This is a genomic window from Candidatus Enterococcus leclercqii (assembly GCF_009933135.1).
GTDB classification, from domain to species: Bacteria; Bacillota; Bacilli; order Lactobacillales; family Enterococcaceae; genus Enterococcus_C; species Enterococcus_C leclercqii.
The window spans coordinates 125,471-145,572 of sequence record NZ_MAEH01000010.1; the positions used below are offsets into that span (position 1 = coordinate 125,471).

Here is a 20,102-nt window from a genome sequence, read left to right on the forward strand (position 1 = left end):
GCTAGTGGCTTAAAAGTTGCAGGCACCTTTTTTATTTTCCCGGAGTAGTCTACACAAAAGTGACACTCTTTCGCCTAGTAAAATCCATCTATGTTTTCTAATGTGGCAGGTAGCTATCCGTTTAAAAAAATAGTAAGTCATTTTTTGTGGATATGAGATAATGGAGGAAAGTCAATTCCAACAAGGAGGAAAAAAGATGTCACAGCCTCACTACAAAATCGCTTTTTTCGATATTGACGGTACGCTGGCGGACAATGAATTGCCGCAAGATATGGGGATTTATGCACGGATTCCTGAATCTGCGCGCCAAGCACTGAGAAAACTAAAGGAAAATGACATTGAGCCGGTGATCGCGACTGGCCGCAATTATCAAGCAATCCACCGGCTGGCAGAAAAATTGGGAGTTGAAAGTGTGATCTCATCGAACGGCGCCCATGTGGTGTATCAAGGAAAAACACTGGTGACCCATCGGCTGGGAGCGGAGATTTTGACTAGCATCCAACAAGAATTGACGGCCCAGGGATTGCCTTATCTGGTGGAAACCCCTCATCAGCTGTATTCTTCTGATTTGGCTAGTTTAGGCAATGATGGTGGTGTAACGGATATTGCTTCTTTAGCTGAACTCGAAGAATTCCCCAAAGATGTCATCCAAGTAATCTGCCACAGTGAAAATTCTTCTCAGGTTACATTGTCGTTACCAGAAGTAAAGGTAGAAAAAGTGGCGCCAACAGTTGTAGATATTCATTTGGCTGAGATCTCTAAGGCAACAGGAATTCACGAGATTTTGGCGCAGTTGGCGATTCCTGCTGCAGCAGCGCTAGCCTTTGGAGACGAAGAAAATGATTTTGCCATGTTTGAAACGGTGGGGATGCCGGTTGCGATGGGCAATGCTGCGTCAGCGTTGAAGGAAAAAGCAGGGCATATCACAAGCAAAGTTAGTGAGCATGGCATTTGGGAAGCCTGTCTGGCATTGCAACTGTTTGAAGGTGAAAAGTGGCCTAGTGAGTAGTCTTGGTAACTGAGAACCTTTTTCGATTAGTTTGTGATAAAAAACACAATTAGAGCACAGTCAGAGCTTTTTTATCAAAGCGGATGGCTGTGCTATTTGTTTTACTGGTAATTTGAGAGCGATTCTCTAAAATGCGATTTGTGAAGTATTCCTCTGCGTTATTGTTGGATAACGAATGATTATTTCTTATTTTTAAAGGATTCCCTTATGATCGGTCATGTAGAAGACGGTTGAATGCAAATAAATATGTTCATATTATTACAATGAAATCGCAAAGGAGTCACTACTATGACGAAGAGCTATGCACTGACAGTTGCTGAGATGGACACTCTCTTTGAAGCCTTGTCGGAAAAATATGCCATTTACGCCCCAACTCGGCTGCATAATGGCGGTCGCTACGCACTAGACGATACGATTCTTTACAAAGAAGTCACTAAGTATGAGGAGATCGAATGGCAGCAGCGCTCGATTTTTTCTATGAAGGAAGTCCTGACGCCGTTGAGTCAGACGTTGTTTTACTTTACCGAAGAGGATTTTAAAGAAGCCAAGTTGAAAGATGAACGGGAACTGTTAATTTTCGGTCGCGCGTGTGATTTGAATTCGGTGAAGATTCAAGACCAAATCTTTCTGGAAAATGGCGGGGAACAAGATTATTTTTACAAGCGGCTGCGAGAAAAAGCTCACTTTGCAGTGATGCAATGTGATGACCAATATGACGGTTGCTTTTGCTGTAGTCTAGGAACCAATGTCACGGATATTCATGATTTTGGGGTAGCATTTTCAGAAGTCGGTGCCAAAATTCAGCTGAATTCCGAATTGTTTGAGGGGTATTTTAGTGATGCCCAGGAGACGTTGTTTGAAGTCAGCTTTCCACAAGAAAATCAGTTGAAGGTCGCTTTTCCTCAGATTGAATCTCAAGAAGAATACCAGCGTCTACGGGTGCATCCGATGTGGGAAGAATACGACAAACGCTGCATCGCCTGTGGGAAATGCACCATCGCCTGCAACACATGCACCTGTTTCACCACGACTGATATTTTTTATAGTGAAAACCAGAATGTCGGTGAGCGCCGTCGCGGTTGTGCCTCTTGTATGATTGCAGGATTTGATACGATGGCCGGGGACCATTGCTTCCGTAAAACTGTCAAAGATCGCTATCGCTTCAAGATTCTTCATAAAGTCTATGGACACGATGCCCGCTTCCATACTGGGGCGATGTGCACTGGCTGTGGTCGTTGCGATGCGGATTGCCCCGAGTTGATCAGTTATTCCCAGACATTAGCCAATATCAACGCGGCTCTGATCGAAATCCGCCAAGAAATCAAGGAAGGAGTGCCATTCCATGTCTGAAATGCACCATAAGCTTCACTCTGCCGAAAGTGTGGCGACCATGATTCCTCCCCATAATCCAGTGTTGCCCACACCTCACAAAATCATAGAAATCATCAAGGAAACAGACACTGAATGGACGTTTCGAATGGAAAATCAGCTGCCAATTCAAGATGGTCAATTTATGCAGCTGTCTATCCCTCGAGTAGGAGAAGCGCCGATTTCGGTTTCCGGTTATGGTCCAGGTTGGTGTGATTTTACCATCCGGAGTGTCGGTCGGGTCACCAATGCGCTTTTCGGATTGCGTAAAGGAGAGACGATCTTTATGCGTGGGGCATATGGTCACGGTTGGCCATTGGAAAAATTTGCCAAGAAGAACGTGTTGGTGATTGCCGGTGGTACCGGTGTGGCGCCAATCAAGACATTAGTAGAAAAATTCTTCGCTAATCCGGCGCAATACGGGGAAATTTATCTGATTTTTGGCTTTAAAGATGCCCAATCGATTCTGTTTCGAGAAACGCTGGAAAGATGGAGAAAAGCACCAAATTTCCATGCAATCTACACATTGGACAAAGACGTTTATCAAGATTGGGAAACCGGTCTGGTGACGAAGTTTGTCGCTGAGGTACCCTTTGCAGACTTTGGCGGAAATTATGAATGTGTCGTCGTGGGACCGCCTGTCATGATGAAATTTGCGACACTGAGCTTGGCGGAAGCCGGAATTCCTGATGAAAAAATCTGGGTTTCTTATGAACGGAACATGTCCTGCGGAATTGGAAAATGCGGCCATTGTCGAATGGATGCAACGTATGTGTGTGTCGATGGACCGGTCTTCAATTATGCCTATGCTAAAAATCTAATCGACTAGAGAGGGAACCAAAATGGAAGATATCAAAATCAAAGAACTTCGACAAATGTGTTACCGCCAGTCGAAAATTCCTGGGGAGTTCATGCTGCAACTCCGCTGTGCCGGTAATTATATGGATGCCAAATGGTTAGCAATGGTCCAACACGTCTGTCAAACTTGGGGCAATGGGGATTTTCACATTGGCACTCGAATGACTTTTGACATTCCCGGCATCAAAGCCAAATCGGTGCCAGCTATCAACAAATATATCGAACCTTTCATCATCGAGATGGAAGAGAAGATGTGCGGCGTAAAAATGGATACTCGTGACGGCTATCCTTATATCGGTCCCCGCAATGTCGTAGCTTGTGTCGGTGGCATTCACTGTATCAAGGCCAACATCAATACGCAGGACATGGCCCATAAAATCGAAAAATTAATCTACCCTAACCCCTACCATGTGAAAATTGCTGTTGGGGGCTGTCCCAATGATTGTGCCAAAGCGCAATTTCAAGATATCGGGATCGTGGGAGTAACCATGCCAGTATATGATGCTGACCGCTGTATTTCCTGCGGTGCTTGTGTAAGAAAATGTCAAAAAGTAGCCACAGGAGTTCTCGAACCCGATGGCCATGGCCGAGTTGCCAAAGATATTTGTTGCTGTGTTGGCTGTGGAGAATGTGTTACGGCGTGTCCAACTGGTGCTTGGTCCCGGCAGGAGCGAGTCTTTTATAAGATTTATATCGGTGGTCGCTCTGGAAAGCAGTACCCGCGGATGGGCAAGATGTTTGCCAATTGGCTCAGTGAGGAAGCCGTGCTGGCGATTATTAAGAACTGGCCAAAATTCTCGGAAATGGCATTGGAAGGCAAGGCGGAATACCTTCACGGTGGGCATTTGATTGATCGTGCAGGTTACCACAACTTCAAGACCTTTATGCTAGCAGGAGTGAAATTGAATCCAGAAGCATTAATTGCAGATAACGTTTATTGGGCTGAACAAGAGTACCGTAGCAATATCCACTTGAAACCTCTAAGTCGTCACTTAAACGTTACGCCTTGATTTGAAGTGATTGAATGGATGAAGGACCTGTCGCTGTTTTTGCCATCCTAACCAACCGTGGCTGACTATTTCACGATATAAGCCAAGTAAGACGGCGGCAGGTAATGATAGAGGACACCTTTCTTTGGGGAAGGTGTCTTTTTTATTGAAAGGAAGAGCTGAGAAGTACATAGACGGATACTGCTTTTGGAGCGTAATTTTTTGGCTGGTAAGGAAGTTGAGAGGGTTAATGATTTTGGAGAATCTATGCCTTTACACGAAAAGAAAGCTGCCCAATTTTCTTGTACGGAAAAAATCGCTGCAATGAAAAATGACAATCGAGTTCAGAAATTGCTGGTTTGCACTTTACTTTTGGAAAAAAACGGTGTAGTATTGCGCCATAAATAATTCGAAAAAGAAGCTTAACACCAAAAAGAGAAGCGAGGAAGTAAAATGAACGTATTGGATCAAATCTATGGTGGAGTCATTGTTTCTTGTCAGGCACTAGAAGACGAACCGCTCCACAGCTCTTTTATCATGGGACGTATGGCATTGGCTGCTAAAGAAGGCGGTGCAGTGGGGATACGGGGAAATTCCGTCGTGGATATTGATGAAATCAAAAAGCAGGTGTCCTTACCAGTGATTGGTATTATCAAACGCGATTATTCAGACTCAGATGTTTACATTACCGCGACTGCTAAAGAAGTTGCAGAATTATTGACCACGAAGGCAGAAATCATTGCTTTGGATGGCACTAAACAAAAACGGCCACATGATGAACAGACTGCTAATTTAGTGGCCCAGATCCATGCTGCTGGTAGATTAGCAATGGCAGATTGTTCGACATTGGCAGAAGCGATTGCCTGTGAAAAGATCGGTTTTGATATCGTTTCAACGACATTGGCTGGCTACACCCCTTATTCTAAAAAAACGGACACGCCAGATTTTGAATTATTGGCAGCTATGATTGAAGCTGTCTCCGTACCTGTCATCATGGAAGGTCATACGGATGCTCCTGTACAGGTCACGAAAGCCTTGGAACTTGGTGCTCATGCGGTTGTCGTCGGCTCCATCATTACCCGACCACAGCTGATTACCAGAAGATACACCGCCGCTGCTGGTGAGGCAAAGATAAAAAAAGAGAAATGAGAGACATAGATGAAAGATAAATTACTGGTTTGCGATTTAGATGGTACCTTGTTGGATGAAAAAGGTCAGATTGACCAAGAAAGCTTGCGATGGATTAAGCAGTTTTGCCAAGATGGCGGTCGCTTTGTAATCTGTACCGGACGCATGGACACGGATATTAAGTATGTAGAAAAACAGCTGGGCTTTGAAAGTGATTACCGTATTAGTCAAAATGGCGCGGTAGTTTATGATCGAAAGAATCAGCTCGTTGCATGTGAAACAATTCCTTCAAGTTATATTCCTAAGCTGAACGAGGCAATCTTTGGAATGGGGTTGCGTACAGAAGTGTCCAACGCTAAAAACCGCCTGTTTCCTAGCCCAAGAGACCCAGAGAATGTGGCGGAGTTCGTGGATTCCTCTATTATTATTGAGGATTTGCCAACCTTTGTGGGAGAAACAGAAAAAAATCCCACCATCTACCTGACTTTCGGAGATAAAGAAACCTTTGACGTAATCCGTCAACAGATTGAGGCGCGGCTAGGAATTGGCAAAGTCAATATCGTTATGACCAGTCCCTCGTCATTGGAAGTCTTCTCAAACAAAGTGTCTAAAGGGGCCGCATTGAAAGATGTGATGGTCAGATTGGCAGTAGCTCCCGAAAATACTTACGTTGCCGGTGATGCAGAGAGCGACGTCACGATGTTTACCGTAGCAGACCACTCTTATGCAGTTCAAAAAGCACCGGCGGAAATCCGAGCACAAGCTAAAGATTATGCCAAGAATGTCGGTGAAATCGTCGAAAAGCTGTATCACGAATCAAGCGGCCAACCAGCATAATGATGACTGACGTGAGCAACAAATACCCAGTCCCTTTGAAACTTATAAACAGGAGGTTCCTATGAAAATCGTATATATCCCCTTGGACGAACGCCCCTGCAATACCGATTACCCAATCCGCACAATCACGGCTAAAGGTGATGTTGATTGTATGTCGCTACCAAAATCTTTGATGGGGTACAAAAAAATAGCTGGTAACCGAGAGGAAATTTGGCAGTTTTTAGAGCAGGCTGTAGCAGATGCTGATTATGCGGTTATATCAGCAGAAATGCTGTTATACGGTGGTTTACTGGCATCGCGACTGCATCATTTACCGATGTCTGAGCTACATTCTTATGAAGAAAAAATTCGGCAGTTAAAGATGGAAAATCCTAAGCTCAAGCTGTATTTTTCCAATTTGATTATGCGCACGCCAAAATATGATAGCGCTGACGAAGAGCCGGACTACTACGAAGCATACGGTGCCAAAATTTTTCGCCATGGCTGGCTGCAGGACAAACAACAACGAGAAGGCTTATCAGAAAAAGAAGCTGCTGAGTTAGTACAGTTGCAAAATACGATTCCGACTAGCTTCATCGAAGACTACGAAGGGCGGCGAGCGTTCAATGTGGCAGCTGATTTATTACATGTTCGTCTAGTTGAAGCAGGAATAATTGATTTTCTTGCCATTCCACAAGATGATTCTGCGCCTTATGGATATACGGCTATCGATCAGAAAAAAGTTTATGGTGCGATTAGCGAAAAAAATCTCAAGGATCAAATTATGGTCTACCCAGGGGCGGATGAAGTGGGCTTTACCTTGCTAGCCCGAGGATACAATGATTATCAACAAAAAGCACCTAAGCTCTTTGTTCACTTTTCGTCAACATTGGGGCCAACGTTAGTTCCGTTATACGAAGATCGCATCATTAATGAGAGCCTCAAAGCGCACGTGATGGCTGCGGGGATGAGACTGACTACCAACCGAGAAGAAGCCGATGTAATCTTGGCCTACAACACACCGGGAAAAGTGATGCAGGAGTCTTGGGATCAAGTAACCCAAAAGGATGTGACCTATGACTCTTATCGTCATCTGCTAACCTTCTTGCAAGAAATCAAAGATGATCTGTCTTTGAAAAAGCCAGTGGGTATTTGCGACAGTGCCTATGCCAATGGCGGGGATTTAGAATTGGTGAGACTGTTAGATAAGTGGGGACTGCTGGAGCACTTGGCTTGTTATAAAGCCTGGAATACCAATTGCAACTCACTTGGTAGCGCTTTGTGTGGACTGACTTTTGCTACAAATCAGGAGTCTTTGAATCGTCATCAGTTGGATAATTTAGTGAGCAGCTTATACGAAGATGTGTTTTACCAGGCATTGGTGCGGCGACAGACGACTGAGAAGCTGCTGCCTGGTCTTGGAAAAAATTATTTCGATATTGCCGGTAACGAGGAGCAAGTGACAGCATACGTCAAAGCCGAATTGCTGAAATGTGGGGAGCGTTGGCTGAAAAACAGCTTCAAGGACAAAGCGCTGGTATTCAAAGAATTGTCCTTTCCTTGGAAGCGAATGTTTGAGTGCAACTGTCAGCTGACACTAACAGAGAAATAAGTATTTACAGAATCCTTTCCCACCTGAAGGTTAGGGTGGGAAAGGGGGGCAACGGGTTTTACGAAGCGGTTGCTATTGTCAGCTGCTTTGGCAATTAGATAGTTTCTAAAACAGGCAACGATGGAGGAAAGAAAATGGAAAACAACAGTATCGTGAACAAAATGTTGGTTTTTGCCAACAAGTTTTCAAGTCAGCGGCATATTGCTGCCATTCGTGATGGCTTTGTGGCTTTGATTCCACTGACAATCATCGCATCTTTTTGGGTGTTGGTGAACAATTTACTTTTGAGCCCTACAAATGGTCTTTTGAAGAATGTGACTGCAGCGGCAAAATGGATGGATTTAGGCAATCAAGTTTACAATGCTTCATTGGGAATTTTGGCTATCTTAATCGCAGCTACGATTGGCTATAAGCTCGCAGCTAGCTACAATCATGATGGCTTGTTCGGAGCTGTCATGGGGATTGTATCATTTGTGCTCGTATTGCCGGCGCAAGTTGCACTGACGGATGTAAATGGGGAAAGTTTCACTGCCGGGGCCGTCTTAACCCAGGCCCAGACAAGCGCTACAGGGATGTTTTTGGCGATTATTGCTACTTTGCTTTCAGTGACATTACTCGTGAAATTTTCTAATATGGACAAGTTGAAGATTCGGATGCATGAAAGTGTGCCACCTTCAATTGCAAAATCTTTCAATGTTTTAATTCCGGCATTTCTCGTGACCACGATCATCGGATTGTTAGAAGTAGTGATTGTGTGGACTGTGAAATCGGATATTCCAACACTGATTGCGAAGTTTTTCCAAGCCCCACTGATGGCTTCATTTCAATCGTTGGGAGGCATCTTAGTATATGTCTTTTTGTGTAACCTGTTGTGGGCATTCGGACTGCACGGTACATTTATTCTGGGTTCAATCGGTGAACCTGTTATGCTGACAGCCATTCAAGAAAATATGGATGCGCTGAAAAATAATGCTGAGCTACCAAATATCGTAACCAAACCTTTCTTAGATTCATTTGCCTGGATGGGGGGCGGCGGGATGCTCTTCTGCTTAGTCATCGCTATCTTCATCGGTTCTAAACGAGAAGACTACCGCTCCATCACCAAAGTTGGCTTGATTCCTTCGTTGTTTAATGTTAGTGAACCATTGATGTTTGGGTTGCCAGTAGTCTTCAATCCACTGTTGGGAATCCCGCTGATCTTAGTTCCAACGGTGACCACAACAATTGCTTACTTTGCCACCAGCATGGGAATTATTGCTAAAACCTCAGCGCTGATTCCTTGGACCACACCACCTGTGATCTCTGGCTATCTGGCAACAAACGGAGATTGGAAAGCGGCGCTGCTGCAAGTGATCTTACTAGCAATCGGCGTAGTGATTTACTTGCCCTTTGTCCGGATGACAAATAAAGAAAAATTCTAGTAAAAGTGAAAAATCCTCCCTTGTACCAAGTGTGCGATGGAGGTTTTTTTGTTAGTAAATTATATATCGCCTTATTAAGCATAGAGCAAAGGGTTAAAGTCGGGTTGCGGGATTTTTTACGCAAGTTTTCTTTGCGGAAAAAGCTTTTTTAAGGGGAAAATTTTAGGTGGGAAATGACAGAAGCTGATGGTGTTCTGAAATCATTTATGGGGAGATGGTGGTGTCATCTTTCTTTTTATGGTCGAAAAATCTATAATATAAGCAGCAGTTGACGTTTGAGTCAGCTAAGACAGGAGGAGTGACATGGAACTGTTGCCGATGATTAGCAGCTACTTTCCGTCTTTGAGCAAGTCGGAAAAAAAGGTTGCACAAAGTATTTTAGCCAACCCCGATGAGGTGCAGAAGATGTCTCTCAATGAGTTTTCCATGATGGCTGGTGTTGGGGAGAGCACAATCGTTCGTTTTGCTCGCAAAGTCGGCTTTGGTGGCTATCAGGATTTGAAATTCGAGTTGGCTAAAAGTCTGGCCACTGCCGAAAAAGATCAGAATTTGGTGGAAGACAACGATTTTGACAAAGTCTTCAATCAATACCAGCAGTCTTTACTGGATACTAGAAATCTGATAGAAGCTGGGAGTGTGGGCAAGGCGGCAGAGCTGATCCATGGTGCCAGCCGTGTGGTACTATTTGCGGTGGGAAATTCAGGTATTATTGCTGAACAGTTAGCTAATCGCCTGAAGCGGTTGGGAAAATTTGTGGAATTTGTACGAGACGGTCACTTACAAAGTATCAATTCTGCGTTTATGACAGCTGCAGATGTCGCTTTGGCTGTCAGTACCTCTGGCAATACAACAGAGGTCATCACCAATATAGAACTAGCCCAAAAACACGGCAGCAAAGTGGTCGCTATCACCAACTTTCTGGGCTCCAAGGTGGCAACCCTCAGCGATGTTGCCTTGATTGCTTCTTCTAAAGAATACCAGTCGGATGCGGGTTCCTTTGCTGCAGCTGTCAATCAGCTGTACCTCATTGATATTTTGATGCGTGCTGTCGTTGAGCTGGATCCAGAATACTACCATCAGTATCGGCTGATGACTAACGAAGTATTGATGAAACGTATCCAAGAAATGTAAACAGATGCCTAAGTGAACAAGCTAAGAGAAAAACGGGCCTGTTGCATTGCTCATAAGGGCGGCTGAGGGGATTTTTATTGAAAAGAGGGCAAATTGTTATGACCAAAGTGTATCTTGTGGGAGCCGGTAGCGGTGATCCGGCATTGTTAACCATTAAAGGACGACGGGCATTGGAAAAGGCCGATATCGTCTTTTATGACCGATTGATGAACCCTTTGCTGCTTTATTTGGCACCAAAAAGCGCAGAACTGGTATTTGTCGGCAAAGAACCGGCGCATCATGCCATGAAACAAGAGGAAATCGAAGCGGCAATGATTAAAGCAGCACAGGCCGGCAAAGAGGTGGTGCGTTTAAAAGGCGGCGATCCCGGCTTTTTTGGCCGAGTAGGAGAAGAAATGGCGGCACTGACCCAAGCTGGTGTATCCTATGAGGTTTATCCAGGAGTCACCAGTGCCAGCGGGGCCTCTTTGTATGCCGGCTTTGCAGTGACCCATCGCCATTTGGCAGAAAAGTGCTTAATCGCCACACCGACTGCACAGTTGCAGGAGTTTGCAGCAGAACCATTGGCGCAGATTGCCGCCGGCGGAACGGTGGTTGTCTATATGGGAATGGAACAATTGGCAGAGCTGATTGCAATTTTATTGCAACAAGAAGCGGATCCCAGTATACCAGTGGCTGTTCTTCAGTGGGGAACGTGGGGTCGTCAAAAAAAAGCAGTGGGAACGTTGGCGGATATTGTCGAAAAAGTGGCTGATGCACATTTAAGCAACCCAGCATTGATTATTGTCGGTCCTACTGCAGCACAGGCGGCAGAACCTTCCTGGTTTGAAGAGTTGCCTCGCTTTGGGCAGCGCCTGGTCTTAGTGACAGATATGCCCCTGAGTTTCGATCAGCTGTTGGATTTCACAGATGCCGGTGCAGACCTTTACCCAGTGATGGTGGGAGCGGCAGCAGATTCGCGGTTTGACACACTTCATCGGCGGCTTTTGCCGGAGTATCTGGCAGATTCACAAGTTCAGATGGAATATACCAGCCAAACTGCGGCAGCGGCTTATCAGGCGTTTTTGACAGAAGTATTGGAGGACAAGCATGAAAACTGATTACCGGATTGGCACCCGAAAAAGTAAGTTGGCACAAATTCAAGCAGATTATGTCATTGCTCGACTGCAAGAGGCATACCCTGACAAGCATTTTGAAAAAGTGCTGATGGAAACCCGAGGAGATCTGGACCGTAAGACGGATTTGGTGAAAATGGGTGGTCAGGGAGTCTTTGTCAAAGCCATCCAAGAAGCACTGTTGACCGGAGAAATCGATATGGCTGTTCATAGCGCCAAAGACTTACCCTCGGTGGAACCGCCGGGGCTGACACTAGGTGCTTTTCCACAGCGAATGCCAGTAGGAGACAGCCTGATATTGCGGGGACCTTACGACAGCTTGGCAGACTTACCGACAGGTGCAGTAGTGGGGACGAGCAGTCGTCGCCGTCGTTTCCAATTAGGAGCACAGCGACCGGATCTAAAGCTGGTCCCATTGCGGGGCAATATCGATACGCGACTTGATAAGCTGGCTTCTGGCGAGTACGACGGAATTATTATGGCCCAAGCAGGACTCAGGCGGTATGGGCTGCCTGTAAAAGAACGGGGACTGACAGAATTTCCCTTGCCAAAGACTACATTTTTGCCGGCAGTGGGACAAGGCGCCATCGCAGTGGAATGCAGAGAAAACGCAGTGGAAGCGGAGCTGCTACAGAAGATTGATGATTTGCCAGTGCGACAAGCAGTAACCTGCGAACGCGCTTTTTTGGCGGTATTTGGTTTGGGGTGTAATGTCCCATTGGCCGGGTATGCCCGGTATGATAAGGCTGAAGCACGAGAAAAGCTGCTCTTCACCGGTCAGCTGGGAGATGAAGCAACCGGCAAAGTCATTGAAATTCAGTCAGAAGTTTACCGTCACGAGATTGATGAGCATCAGATAATGCCAGAAATGCTTGGAAAAACAGTGGCCGAAAAAATCCGTAAGCAGGCTGATTTTTTGCCCAAATAAGCCTGGCTAATCTATTTCTTCACTTGACAAAGTGCTTGAAACGGCGGGAGTTTCGGCTTTATTTATACGCATTACAGCTGGTGTATCTGCTTAAAAGGAACCGACAGGAGTGTGGGAGCATGCTGGATTATCATTATCTAACTTTTTTGATAGTGTGCGAAACATTAAATTATACAGAGGCAGCCCGCCGCTTGAATTTGACGCAACCGGCTGTCTCCAAACATATCGCTCAGCTGCAAGATGAACTGGGTGTGACACTGTTTGAGTATAAGCAAAAGCACCTGTATTTGACAGAAGCCGGGCATTATTTGTATCAGTTGGTCGCTCATATGAAAAAGGAAGGGGAGCTGGGGCTACAGTCTCTTTTTGATGATGATCTGCCTTTGAATATTGATCTAGCTTGTACCTTTACCATTGGCAATTTTCTGATTGCCCAACCATTGATGAAGTTGTTGCAGCGTTTTCCTAAAACGCAGCTGAATCTGGTTGTGGAAAATACCCGAACATTACTGCGAGATCTCAATTTGGATCAAGTCGATTGTGCCTTTGTGGAAGGGCAATTTGATCACAAAGAATTTCAGCACCGCCTGTTTCGTTGTGAACCATTAGTAGCCGTTGCTGCACCGACCCATCCTCTGGCACAACAAACCATCGTCAGGTGGGAGGCGCTGCGGGAGTATCCCTTGATTACTCGGGAAGTCGGTTCGGGCTTAGGTCGTCTAGTTGAAAATTTGCTGTTGGCCCACGACTTGCCAGTAACGGAGCTGACTTGTAGCCATCTGGGCAACTATCAGGTAATCAAAGACTTTGTTGCTAATGGATTGGGCATTAGTTTTTTGTATCGCTCCTCCGTAGAAAAGGAGCTGGTTACTGGGGGATTGACGGAGTTGACCTTTGAAACGCCACTGCCGGCACCGGAGATGTATTTCATCTATAAGCGCTGCAATGCCGCAGTTGAACGGATTTTAGCCAACTATGACCTGTTTGCAACAGAATAGTTCAGCACGTTTACTACGAAAACGGTGACTAATCAAAAGATATAGGAAAAGAGACAGTTTGGTAGGATTCAAGAAATCTCCGACAGTGGACGTTCCGTAGATTTTGGTGCAAACTGGATATAAAGAAATTTTGTGGTAACTCATGGGTTTGCCGGAAATATTGGGGGAAAAAAGATGACAAAAATTGGATTTATTGGTATTGGCAATATGGGACGAGCTATGGTGCGGGGCTTAGCCGGCGCGGAGTTGTACGCTAAAAAAGACATTTTGATCTACAATCGTACGACCAAAGTGGCCACAGACTTAGCTGACGAGCTGGGAATTACTGCCGTCAAAAGTTTGGCAGAACTTGCCACATGCCAGCTGCTGGTTTTGGGTGTGAAGCCGCATATCCTACCCAAAGTAGCAGAGGAACTTTCGCCGTTACTAAATCAGGAAACCGTAATCATCTCTGTAGCTGCAGGGGTTTCATTGGCTGATATCCAGAATTTTTTAGGTAACGGTCCTCGCAAAGTGGTACGAGTGATGCCAAATACGCCTGCCTTGGTGGGGGCTGGGATGTCTTCTGTTACACCAAATGACGCAGTCAATGAAATAGAGCTGACACAAGTTTTAGCTGTTTTTCGTAGCTTTGGCAAAGCTGAGGTGGTGCCAGAAGCGCAAATTGATGCTGTGGTGGGGGTTTCTGGTTCCGCACCGGCTTACGTGTATTTGTTCATTGAAGCTTTAGCCGATGGGGCGGTCTTAGAAGGCATGTCACGCCCGCAAGCCTATGAGTTTGCAGCCCAGACTGTTTTAGGCGCAGCCCAGATGGTATTGGAGACCAATCAGCACCCCGGAGCTTTAAAAGACATGGTCACTTCACCAGGTGGCACCACGATTGCTGCGGTCAAAGTGCTAGAAGATAACGGCTTTCGATCCGCTGTCATCAATGCGGTTGCTGCTGCCGCCAAAAAGAATCACGAGCTGGGTGAAAAATAATAAAAATATGACGAATCCGTCGCCTTACTTCACACGAGGCGACGGATTTTTTTGTGTCATCAAAAAAAGATTAAGCTTGCATTAATAATTTTCAGTTTACTCGAAAAAAACTGAACAAGCTTTAGTAGCACCTCGCTATGAGTTGTCACAAGAAAACGGAGAATGATGACTGCTAGTGATCTAGTGAATCGCTTGCTACAGCGCCAATCAAGAAAGATTTTAATGAAAAGCGCTTACTCTTGTAAGTGTTAGGAAGTGTACCATTGTATTTAAGTAAGGTGGCTTTTATTCACAAGCAGAAAACTTCTCTCCTCAGCGGCATTAAAGGATAATAATAAAAATCACGACTCGTTGCTTATCATTCTCAATTAGCGTAAAATGAATGAGAATGAAAGAGTCATCCACCGCAACCAGACCATCAGTCTAAGCGGTAAGCTAGACTCATAATGGAGGGAAAATCATGTCAACGTTAGAAATCAAAAACCTGCACGTGTCCATCGAAGACAAAGAGATTTTAAAAGGAGTAGACTTGACTCTTAATACTGGCGAAATTCACGCTATCATGGGACCAAACGGCACCGGTAAATCCACTTTATCGGCAGCTATCATGGGCAATCCCAACTATGAAGTAACCGAGGGCGAAATTTTGCTGGATGGCGAAAATGTTTTGGAGATGGAAGTCGACGAACGGGCTCGCTTAGGTCTGTTTTTAGCGATGCAATACCCATCTGAAATCCCCGGCATCACCAACGCTGAATTCATGAGAGCAGCGATCAATGCCAAGCGAGAAGAAGATGACAAACTGAGTGTTATGCAATTTTTGAAGAAATTAGATAAAAAGATGGACCTGTTGAACATGCCTGAAGAAATGGCAGAACGTTATTTGAATGAAGGCTTTTCCGGTGGTGAAAAGAAGCGCAATGAAATCCTGCAACTGTTGATGCTGGAACCAAAATTCGCTATTTTGGACGAAATCGACTCCGGCTTGGACATTGATGCTTTGAAAGTTGTTGCTAAAGGGGTCAATGAAATGCGTGGTGCTGACTTTGGCGCCTTGATCATCACCCATTACCAACGATTGTTGAATTACATCACACCAGATGTGGTGCATATTATGATGGACGGCCGTGTCGTATTGACCGGTGATGCTGATTTAGCTCGGCGTCTGGAAGCTGAAGGCTATGCAGGCATCAGTGAAGAATTAGGTATCGAATACAAAGAAGAAGTGTAAGGGGGCATTTGACATGACACAATTGAAAGACCATCTTTCCGCCGTGAAAATGTTCTCTGCCACTCAGGAAGAACCAGCTTGGATGTTAGCGCTGCGAGAAGCGGCACTGGCACAAGTTGATGAACTGCGGTTGCCGCGAATTGATCAGGTGAAATACAACGATTGGCCGCTTTTGGCTATAGACGGCGACACCATGGAAAACGACAGCCTACCTGATACAGTAGGTGTCATCGGCTTTGACGAAATGCACGACCACCCGTTGCTGGTACAATACGGGAGTCTCACGGTAGCCCAACAACTGCCGCAAGAATTATTGGATCAAGGTGTAATCTTCACAGACCTGTTTTCAGCTATGAAAGAGCATAGCGAGTTGGTACAAGAATACTTCATGACCAAAGCAGTAAAACCTGATGAAGACAAGCTGACTGCCGCTCACTTGGCCTTTTTGAACAGCGGTGCTTTCTTATATGTGCCGAAAAATGTCGTAGTGGAACAGCCTATTGAAGCCTTGTTTAACCAAAACGGCAACAGTCATTTCTTCCATCATGTCCTGATTGTGGCAGAAACCAACAGTCAGTTTACTTATTTAGAAAGATTCTCATCTGATCCAGGAAATGACCAACCGGTTGCTGCCAATATCGTAGTGGAAGTCATTGCCAAAAATGGCGCACAGGTGAAATATTCTGCGATTGATCGTTTAGGAAAAAATTTAACGACCTATTTGAACCGTCGTGGCCACATCATGCGAGATGCAATGGTGGATTGGGCCGTGGGAGTCATGAACGCTGGCGATGTTATCGCTGACTTTGACACAGATTTGGTAGGAGACGGCGCGCATTCGGAAATCAAAGTAGTCGCAATCTCCGGTGGTGAACAACGACAAGCAATCGATACTCGAGTCACCAACTTCGGTAAGAACTCAATTGGCCACATCCTGCAGCACGGCGTTATTCGTGACCATGGAACGCTGGTTTTCAACGGCATCGGCCATATCATTAAGGGTGCCAAAGGAGCAGACGCTCAACAAGAGAGCCGGGTTTTGATGCTTTCTGATGGTGCCCGCGGTGATGCTAATCCAATCTTGTTGATCGACGAAAATGAGGTTACTGCCGGTCACGCTGCTTCTGTTGGTCGAGTAGACCCGGATGAAATGTATTACCTAATGAGCCGCGGTCTTCACAAAGAAGAAGCCGAACGTCTCGTAATTCGTGGCTTCTTGGGCTCGGTGATTACCGCGATTCCAATGAAAGAAGCGCAAAAGGAATTTATCGATGTGATTGAAGGGAAGTTGGAAGCATGACACTAGATGCTGCAAAACTGCGCCGGGAATTTCCCATCTTAGACCAATTGGTGAACGATGAACCACTGGTCTATCTGGATAATGCTGCTACAACCCAAAAACCGCAGGCTGTCCTCGACGCTCTGACGGCTTATTACCAACACGACAATGCCAACGTTCACCGTGGGGTGCATACGTTGGCCGAACGAGCAACCCACGCTTATGAAGGCGCGCGGGAAAAAGTTCGCCGTTTCATCAATGCCAAAGAAAGTGCCGAAGTGTTGTTCACTCGCGGCACTACCACCAGCCTGAACTGGATTGCCAAAAGCTTTGGGGATGCCTTTGTGGAGGCGGGAGACGAGATTGTTATTTCTTATATGGAGCATCACTCCAATATCATCCCCTGGCAACAGCTCGCAGCTAGAAAACAAGCCAAGCTGGTCTATATAGACGTGACGGCCGACGGGTTTTTAGATTTAGAAGATGCGCGCCGCAAAATTGGCCCTAAAACCAAAATTGTCGCCATTGCCCACGTTTCAAACGTGTTAGGCGTAATCAATCCTGTCGCTGAGTTGACACAGTTGGCTCACGAAAATGGTGGGATCATGGTGATTGACGGTGCCCAATCCACGCCCCACATGCCAGTCGATGTCCAAGCATTAGACTGTGATTTTTATGCCTTTTCCGGTCATAAGATGTGCGGGCCTACCGGAATCGGCGTCCTTTATGGCAAACGGGCATGGTTGGACCGGATGGAGCCGGTGGAATTTGGCGGCGAAATGATTGATTTCGTCAATCTCTATGACAGCACTTGGAAAGAGCTGCCTTGGAAATTTGAAGCTGGAACGCCCAACATTGCCGGTGGCATCGCATTAGGTGCAGCCATTGACTACCTGACGGCTATCGGGATGCAAACTATTCATGAGTACGAACAAAGTCTGGTAGACTACGCATTGCCAAAACTGTTGGCTATTGACGGACTGACAGTTTACGGTCCCCAAGATCCGGCCCACCATACCGGCGTAATTGCCTTTAATCTGGAAGGTCTGCATCCCCATGATGTGGCCACTGCTCTGGATATGGAAGGCGTCGCTGTGCGGGCCGGTCACCATTGCGCGCAACCGCTGCTGAACTATCTGAAAGTACCGGCAACAGCCCGCGCCAGCTTTTATTTTTACAATACCAAAGAGGACGCCGACCGCTTAGTCGACGCCATCCTTGCGACAAAGGAGTTTTTCCAACATGGCCCTATCTAAACTCGACAATCTCTACCGCCAAGTGATTCTGGATCACTCCAGTCATCCTCATCATCACGGCAGTCTCGGCAAATCCACCTTGACTGTAGAAATGAACAATCCCACCTGTGGCGACGTGATCCATCTGGAAGTGGAAGTCAAAGATGGCGTTATCCAAGACATCGCCTTCGACGGCTCCGGCTGCTCTATCTCCACTGCCAGCGCCTCTATGATGACAGACGCGGTCATCGGCAAAAAAGTGGATGAAATCAGCGACCTGACCCTATTGTTTTCTGACCTCGTCCAAGGCAAAGACGTTCCAGACGCTGAACGCCTTGGAGAAGCGGAAGTGTTAGCCGGAGTGGCCAAATTTCCCACCCGTATCAAATGTGCTACCTTGGCCTGGAAAGCCTTGAACAAAGCGGTCAATGAAACAGACGGTGTTGCCGACAGCGGCCATATCCACCGCCACGACGAAGAGTAAGGAGTGAAACAGCACAATGGCTGATATGATTTTACCTGATTCAGAAGAATACAAATACGGCTTTCATGATGACATCAAACCGGTTTTTACCACAGGTGACGGTCTCTCAGAAGAAGTTATCCGCCAGATTTCTGCTGCCAAAGATGAACCGGAATGGATGTTGGACTTCCGTCTGCAATCATTGAAAACCTTCAATGAGATGGAAATGCCCAAATACGGTCCTGACCTCAGCGAACTGGATTTTGACAAGATTAATTACTTTATCCGGTCTTCCGATCGCAAGGCCCGCAGCTGGGATGACGTACCAGAAGACATCAAAAACACCTTTGAACGTCTGGGAATTCCAGAAGCGGAACGTGCGTATCTGGCCGGTGCCTCTGCCCAATATGAATCAGAAGTGGTTTACCATAACATGAAAGAAGAATTTGAACAGTTGGGCATCATCTTCACCGATACAGATTCGGCGTTGAAGGAATACCCAGAACTATTCAAAGAATACTTTGGGACTCTTGTGCCACCAAAAGACAATAAACTAGCGGCCCTAAACTCGGCAGCTTGGTCTGGCGGTACCTTTATCTACGTACCAAAAGGTGTTCGCACCGATATTCCAATCCAGTCCTACTTCCGAATCAACGCCGAAAATACCGGACAGTTTGAACGGACACTGATCATTGTAGACGAAGGCGCCAGCATCAATTACGTGGAAGGTTGTACCGCACCGACCTATTCTAGCGACTCACTACACGCAGCAGTGGTAGAAGTCTTCGTCAAAAAAGATGGCTACATGCGCTATACTACCATCCAAAACTGGTCCAACAACGTTTATTCCCTTGAAACCAAGCGCGGTGTTGCATACGAAAACGCCACGATGGAATGGGTGGACGGCAACCTGGGCTCCAAAGTTACAATGAAATACCCAAGTGTCTATATGAACGGTCGCGGTGCTCGTGGCACAATGCTGAGTATCGCAGTTGCCGGAAAAGGCATCGTCTTAGATAACGGCGCCCGCATGATTCATAATGCGGAAGACACCTCGTCAACAATCATCTCCAAATCAATTTCCAAAGATGGTGGGGAAGTCGATTATCGTGGGGAAGTCCGCTTCGGTGAAAACTCCGCTGGTTCCAAATCCCATATTGAATGTGACACCATCATCATGGATGACCTGTCGAAATCTGACACGATTCCTTACAACAAAATCTTAAACCACGACGTCACTCTCGAACACGAAGCCAAGGTCTCCAAGATCTCCGAAGACCAACTCTTCTACCTAATGAGCCGTGGCCTCAGCGAACAAGAGGCTACAGAAATGATTGTCATGGGCTTTGTCGAACCATTCACCAAAGAACTTCCAATGGAATACGCAGTCGAAATGAACCGACTGATTAGTATGGAAATGGAAGGGTCTGTGGGCTAAGTGCAAAATTGAAGCTAGAACCTTTGAGAGATAGGGCTTCTAGCTTTTTTTGTATGTAGTTTGCATATAATGACCGATATTAAAAATCACCTTCGTTTGATA

Annotated in this window: 19 protein-coding genes; all 19 read left to right on the plus strand. The window is 45.9% G+C overall.

From position 1 onward, the window contains the following. The first annotated feature begins 196 nt into the window (after window positions 1-196). Window positions 197-1,009, plus strand: a complete 813-nt coding sequence (locus tag BAU14_RS04555; protein WP_161898899.1) for a Cof-type HAD-IIB family hydrolase — start codon at window positions 197-199, stop codon at window positions 1,007-1,009. Window positions 1,010-1,297: 288 nt separating this feature from the next. Further along, a complete protein-coding gene (gene asrA, locus BAU14_RS04560) occupies window positions 1,298-2,359 on the plus strand; it encodes an anaerobic sulfite reductase subunit AsrA (RefSeq protein ID WP_161898900.1) in 1,062 nt (353 codons plus the stop codon). Further along, complete coding sequence (gene asrB, locus BAU14_RS04565; protein ID WP_237580405.1) at window positions 2,352-3,206, plus strand: anaerobic sulfite reductase subunit AsrB; 855 nt, start codon at window positions 2,352-2,354, stop codon at window positions 3,204-3,206. The genes asrA and asrB overlap by 8 nt, the downstream gene beginning before the upstream one ends. A gap of 13 nt (window positions 3,207-3,219) precedes the next feature. Next, entirely contained in the window at window positions 3,220-4,245 is a 1,026-nt protein-coding gene (gene asrC / locus BAU14_RS04570; RefSeq protein ID WP_161898901.1) for a sulfite reductase subunit C, read from the plus strand. 201 nt (window positions 4,246-4,446) lie between these two features. After that, entirely contained in the window at window positions 4,447-4,632 is a 186-nt protein-coding gene (locus BAU14_RS04575) for a hypothetical protein (RefSeq protein ID WP_161898902.1), read from the plus strand. A 45-nt stretch (window positions 4,633-4,677) separates the two neighbouring features. Continuing rightward, the gene (locus tag BAU14_RS04580) at window positions 4,678-5,373 is read left to right on the plus strand and encodes an N-acetylmannosamine-6-phosphate 2-epimerase (protein WP_161898903.1); all 696 of its coding nucleotides are present in this window, start codon (window positions 4,678-4,680) and stop codon (window positions 5,371-5,373) included. Between the two features lie 9 nt (window positions 5,374-5,382). Continuing rightward, complete coding sequence (locus tag BAU14_RS04585) at window positions 5,383-6,189, plus strand: Cof-type HAD-IIB family hydrolase (protein ID WP_161898904.1); 807 nt, start codon at window positions 5,383-5,385, stop codon at window positions 6,187-6,189. Between the two features lie 61 nt (window positions 6,190-6,250). Further along, on the plus strand, window positions 6,251-7,780 hold the full coding sequence (locus BAU14_RS04590; RefSeq protein WP_161898905.1) for a DUF4127 family protein: 1,530 nt from the start codon (window positions 6,251-6,253) through the stop codon (window positions 7,778-7,780). A 134-nt stretch (window positions 7,781-7,914) separates the two neighbouring features. Continuing rightward, window positions 7,915-9,201, plus strand: coding sequence for a PTS sugar transporter subunit IIC (locus BAU14_RS04595; RefSeq protein WP_161898906.1), 1,287 nt, complete (start codon window positions 7,915-7,917; stop codon window positions 9,199-9,201). A 303-nt stretch (window positions 9,202-9,504) separates the two neighbouring features. Next, the gene (locus BAU14_RS04600) at window positions 9,505-10,332 is read left to right on the plus strand and encodes a MurR/RpiR family transcriptional regulator (RefSeq protein ID WP_161898907.1); all 828 of its coding nucleotides are present in this window, start codon (window positions 9,505-9,507) and stop codon (window positions 10,330-10,332) included. A gap of 98 nt (window positions 10,333-10,430) precedes the next feature. Beyond that, window positions 10,431-11,432, plus strand: coding sequence for a uroporphyrinogen-III C-methyltransferase (gene cobA / locus BAU14_RS04605; protein ID WP_161898908.1), 1,002 nt, complete (start codon window positions 10,431-10,433; stop codon window positions 11,430-11,432). Next, window positions 11,422-12,375: a hydroxymethylbilane synthase gene (gene hemC, locus BAU14_RS04610; RefSeq protein WP_161898909.1), complete on the plus strand. Its 954-nt coding sequence runs from the start codon at window positions 11,422-11,424 to the stop codon at window positions 12,373-12,375. The genes cobA and hemC overlap by 11 nt, the downstream gene beginning before the upstream one ends. A gap of 119 nt (window positions 12,376-12,494) precedes the next feature. Next, the gene (locus tag BAU14_RS04615) at window positions 12,495-13,373 is read left to right on the plus strand and encodes a LysR family transcriptional regulator (RefSeq protein WP_161898910.1); all 879 of its coding nucleotides are present in this window, start codon (window positions 12,495-12,497) and stop codon (window positions 13,371-13,373) included. 174 nt (window positions 13,374-13,547) lie between these two features. Next, window positions 13,548-14,354, plus strand: a complete 807-nt coding sequence (gene proC / locus BAU14_RS04620) for a pyrroline-5-carboxylate reductase (protein ID WP_161898911.1) — start codon at window positions 13,548-13,550, stop codon at window positions 14,352-14,354. 460 nt (window positions 14,355-14,814) lie between these two features. Beyond that, window positions 14,815-15,585, plus strand: coding sequence for a Fe-S cluster assembly ATPase SufC (gene sufC / locus BAU14_RS04625; RefSeq protein ID WP_161898912.1), 771 nt, complete (start codon window positions 14,815-14,817; stop codon window positions 15,583-15,585). Between the two features lie 13 nt (window positions 15,586-15,598). Continuing rightward, on the plus strand, window positions 15,599-16,885 hold the full coding sequence (sufD, locus tag BAU14_RS04630) for a Fe-S cluster assembly protein SufD (RefSeq protein WP_161898913.1): 1,287 nt from the start codon (window positions 15,599-15,601) through the stop codon (window positions 16,883-16,885). After that, window positions 16,882-18,120, plus strand: coding sequence for a cysteine desulfurase (locus BAU14_RS04635; RefSeq protein ID WP_161898914.1), 1,239 nt, complete (start codon window positions 16,882-16,884; stop codon window positions 18,118-18,120). Before sufD ends, BAU14_RS04635 begins: the two co-directional genes overlap by 4 nt. Continuing rightward, window positions 18,107-18,583: a Fe-S cluster assembly sulfur transfer protein SufU gene (sufU, locus tag BAU14_RS04640; RefSeq protein WP_161898915.1), complete on the plus strand. Its 477-nt coding sequence runs from the start codon at window positions 18,107-18,109 to the stop codon at window positions 18,581-18,583. The genes BAU14_RS04635 and sufU overlap by 14 nt, the downstream gene beginning before the upstream one ends. 25 nt (window positions 18,584-18,608) lie before the next feature. Next, the gene (gene sufB, locus BAU14_RS04645) at window positions 18,609-20,000 is read left to right on the plus strand and encodes a Fe-S cluster assembly protein SufB (RefSeq protein WP_161898961.1); all 1,392 of its coding nucleotides are present in this window, start codon (window positions 18,609-18,611) and stop codon (window positions 19,998-20,000) included. Window positions 20,001-20,102: the final 102 nt, after the last annotated feature.